The following is a 4,322-nucleotide window of genomic DNA, read 5'->3' on the forward strand; positions in this document are numbered from 1 at the left end:
ACGGCGTCCTTTAACGGGCACCCCGAGGCCGAATTTTCATCTACGATGAGTATAACCGTTCAGGAGGTTGCGATGTCCGAGCAAGAAATCGATCTCTTTTTTCAGGAAATGGCCGATGTGGTTCCTCTGAAAGCACCCGTCAAAACCATTGTGAAAACCGCTCAGTCGGCAACGCCCGGTCAGCAATACCGCAGGCAACAAGCGCAATTTTCGAAAGAAGACATCAACGGCCCCCTGTCGCTGGTGCTCAGAAAGCCTCTGCCTGCCGATGCGTGGATTACCTACAAGCGCGATGGCATACAAGACGGCGTCTATAAAAATCTTAGACTCGGCAAATATCCGCTGGAAGCGACCTTGAATCTGTTCCGCAAAACGCCTTCCGAAGCCCGGGACGAATTACTGCAATTCGTGCACGAATGTCAAGACTGCAATATTCGTAGCGTATTGCTCGTTTTCGGACGCGGACGAAACACCGATGCCACATTGAAAAGCTATTTGGCGCAATGGTTGCCGGAAATGGAGCAAGTACAAGCCAGTCACACCGCACTGAAACAACACGGCGGCATCGCGGCTCTCTATGTGCTGTTGCGCAAGAGCGAACAGCTTCGTAGCGAAAACCGCGAGCGTCACGCCGCGCGTTTGGGCGGGTAGTTTCTACTAGGAGCCAGATGTAGGGTGCGCATCGCGCACCTGGGTCGGGCTCTTGTCTGTTCGGCACCGTGGAAAGGTGCGCGATGCGCACCCTACGTCGCTCAAACTATCTTGGACATTGTTGATGATCATAGGTTATAGAGCATCAGTTATTTTCTCAAAATCCATAAAACAGTCATTTTTTTTGACTTGAAAATCGGTAAATTTCGAGACCCTAGCAAGGATCTTCACTGCTAAATCGCTATCTACCGCTTCCGGCGAGTCTAACTAGCGTAGCGCAATCCGGGAAGTTCGACGCCGCGCCTTCCCGTATTCCGCCGCGCGGCATACGGGCTACGTACTAAGCCTTTATCCTAAAAAAATCAGTTGAGCCATGTAGGATGGGTAGTAGCGAAGTGTAAACCCATTATGAGCCTGTAGTCCGTCAATCAAGCGTTGTTGATTCGCGTAGCGGCTACTTGTCTCCACAGTAGTCGCTCGAAGCCGATTGCGAAGCCGTGCAGTTGCGCTTCCGGATAGTGTTGTTGCAGATCGTGCATATATTCCCGAGCCTGAGCCGTTGAAAGTCGGCAAGGCCCTAAGGTATTTTGAGCGGAGTGATGAGCATCAACCGGTTAGATTTAAACACGATCATCATAAGTGTGTTCGGAGGGAAATCCGCAACTTGGAAAACGAACGGCTGCGATACGGTGAAATTTCTTCGGTAGGAATTAGCAATTCCTTATTTGAAAAAAAGCAAGGGATTGGGAATAAGATTGAATAGGCCAGAGGTGTGGGGCGGGTTATTTAACTCGAACCGGATGTTTGAGAGTAGCGCGTAACATCGCCTAAACTTTCAGGGCAAGACTGCAAATCCCGTCCTGCTAAGGAGAGGTAGTTTGAGGCTTCACCACGCCGGTGAAAGTGTTGTAGACCCTTCATGCTTCGACTTGGCTCAGCGCGAACGGTCTACAACACATGCCAACTGCTCTTTTTAGGTTTATGGATTGAAACCTTTTTCCTTGACTCTAACCCATGCGCCGGATTCCAGATGCAGCAGAAAGAGCTTGCCGATGTAATAGACGAGCAGGCCGGAAACGGCCGGGCGGAGCAGCAGCGAGCCGGTTGATACGGAAATGGGGGTGTAGCCTTTGACGTATTTGATTAGATAATGGCTAATCCAGTCATAATGAGCTCCGCCAAGTATCGCCGTGACGGTGATTTTGATTTGATGATCGGAAAATGACAGGCCGTATATTTTGCAGAGGTCGTCCATTAGTTTTGCTAGTAAGCCGCCGACTGCAATTTGGCCGGCTAGGGGGCCGGGAATAAAGCCGATGCCGCTTGCGATCAAGGTATATTTATTGAGCACCCGCTGCGCCTTTGCTTTTTTTGCCGAGCGTTTTTTTCGGCGGGGGAGTTGGTTAGGTTTGTAGAGTGGAATTTTTTCGTTATCGGGAGTATCTGTTACAGCCATTGTTTGTTCCTTTTGGGCCCGTTTTTTCAGCGACTCCTAAGTAGTAAAGAGTCTTTTGAGGTCCTTTTTAACAGTTAACGTCAATGTTCTGCAACTTTGTTGTTCAACGGAATCGGGTTTGCCTGTCAAAAATATGACGGAGTGTTGGAATCTGAATTGTCAGCACCGATTTTCGGTGAATTGTGGGAGCTCCTCTATGATACGCGAAGTATACATGTCCGCAGTCAGAGTCGGCACTCCCATTTTTGGTCTCCCATTTTAAACGGGACAGATTAACTTTTCGTTAAGCGGATTAATCGAACTGCTGGCTGAGCGGAGTCGAAGCCAATTGCCTTGTTCGCTTCGACTCCGCTCAGCGAACAAGGCTCAAACCGTCCCGGCTTAAGTGGGTAGCCCCATTTTTTAACGAATGGCGTTAAGCACTGAGACGTCGTTGCCCTGAGCGTCCTTGTTGCGGGCGGCCTGAGCTGGAATTTGCTCCGTTACCGCGGCGCGGTTTACTACGAGCAGGCTTCGCTGCTTGGCGCTCGCTCGTCTTGCCGTTGTTGCGTTGACCGTTATTTCTGGCATCATTTCCTGCGCGAGGCGAACGTTGCTGGCGTTGCTTGAAGACCGGTTCGGGTTTTATGGTAGGGTCAGGTTGGAAGCCGTCGATTTCGATTTTGTTAATGTCGCGTTTGATTAATCGTTCGATGTCGCGCAGAAAATTATGTTCGTCGATACAGACAAGCGATATGGCTTCTCCGGCATTGCCCGCTCGACCTGTACGTCCGATACGATGGACATAATCTTCCGGTATGTTGGGGAGTTCGTAATTGACGACATGCGGTAATTGATCGATATCCAACCCGCGCGCTGCGATGTCGGTTGCTACCAAGGCACGTACCGCGCCGCTTTTGAAGTCGGCTAATGCTTTTGTGCGCGCGGCTTGACTTTTATTGCCGTGAATCGCGGCCGAACCGATTCCGTCGCGTTCGAGTTTTTCGGCGAGTTTGTTGGCGCCGTGTTTGGTACGCGTGAAGACCAATACCTGACGCCAGTCCTGGCTGCCGATTAAATGCGACAAGAGTTCTTGTTTGCGATTGCGGTCGACCGGATGGACCGTTTGAGCTACGGTTTCGACGGTTGTGTTACGCCTCGCGACTTCGATTTGCTCGGGTTTATGCAGCAACCCGTTAGCAAGTTGACGGATTTCATCGGAGAACGTTGCTGAAAAGAGTAGGTTTTGTCGGCCGTCGTGACCGTTCGGCGGGAGTAATGCTAGGATTTTTCGGATGTCGCGAATGAAGCCCATGTCGAGCATGCGGTCGGCTTCGTCGAGTACCAGTATTTCCAGTTGCGATAAGTCAACGGTTTTCTGTGCGATATGATCGAGCAGACGGCCCGGCGTCGCGATTAGAATATCTACACCACGCCGTAATTGCGCGATTTGCGGGTTGATGCTGAGGCCGCCGAAGATTACCGCCGATTTTAACGGTAAATATTTTCCGTAAGTATCGACACTTTCGGCGACTTGAGCGGCGAGTTCGCGAGTAGGCGTTAGGATCAGTGCTCTTACCGCACGTCGATTACTTTTGGGTTTTTGGGTGTGCAGCAGGTGCAGCAAGGGTAATGTGAAACCTGCGGTTTTGCCGGTACCGGTTTGTGCGCCGGCCAGAACATCACGACCGTTGAGAATTGCGGGTATCGCTTGACGTTGAACAGGTGTTGGCGTGCTGTAGCCTTGTTCTGAGACAGCACGGACTAATTCGGCGGCTAGGCCGAGTTCGGAAAATAACATATTGGAAAATGCTCCTGGAATGGCCTACCCGGGAATGCCCTGGGTCAGTCTAGGCGGGATTCGCATAAAGTGAAGAAAATCGAAGTGTACCGGGGAGGTGACCGCGAGGTGCGGCGCAGACTGAAGTGCGCCGGAATTAGCGGCATTGTAACAGACCTACTGTTATTAAGTCGTTTTTTTTAATGTTATCTTTTGCTTGGGCGCTTTTTGTGTAGTGTTGGTTGAAATTATCGAGAAGGGCGAGTTTATCAGAAGTCCCTAATTTAAGCATCGGTGGGAGTTGCTATCAGTTTTTCCTAACGCTCATGAAGGCCGGGCAATCACCCCGGCAAATGAAAGTACGAGGGGCGGGTGAGAGTGCGGTCACTCGCCCGACAGGGCGCCGTGAACCCAGCACCTAAATCCAGCACCTAAATTCCATAGGTCTTTGGCAAT

General features: G+C 50.9%; 3 protein-coding genes. 1 reads left to right on the plus strand and 2 read right to left on the minus strand.

The window, feature by feature from the left end; translation table 11 throughout:
• On the plus strand, window positions 1-651 hold a 651-nt coding region (gene smrA / locus ACRJJO_RS21720), incomplete at its 5' end, for a DNA endonuclease SmrA (RefSeq protein ID WP_431067646.1).
• Window positions 652-1,630: 979 nt separating this feature from the next.
• Here smrA and ACRJJO_RS21725 read toward each other — a convergent pair.
• Both ACRJJO_RS21725 and ACRJJO_RS21730 read right to left on the minus strand, forming a co-directional pair.
• Complete coding sequence (locus ACRJJO_RS21725) at window positions 1,631-2,107, minus strand: hypothetical protein (protein WP_431067647.1); 477 nt, start codon at window positions 2,105-2,107, stop codon at window positions 1,631-1,633.
• Window positions 2,108-2,522: 415 nt separating this feature from the next.
• Window positions 2,523-3,887, minus strand: a complete 1,365-nt coding sequence (locus tag ACRJJO_RS21730) for a DEAD/DEAH box helicase (RefSeq protein WP_431067648.1) — start codon at window positions 3,885-3,887, stop codon at window positions 2,523-2,525.
• Between the last annotated feature and the right edge of the window lie 435 nt (window positions 3,888-4,322).

The sequence above is a fragment of the Methylotuvimicrobium sp. genome (assembly GCF_050611805.1).
Taxonomy (GTDB): Bacteria; Pseudomonadota; Gammaproteobacteria; order Methylococcales; family Methylomonadaceae; genus Methylotuvimicrobium.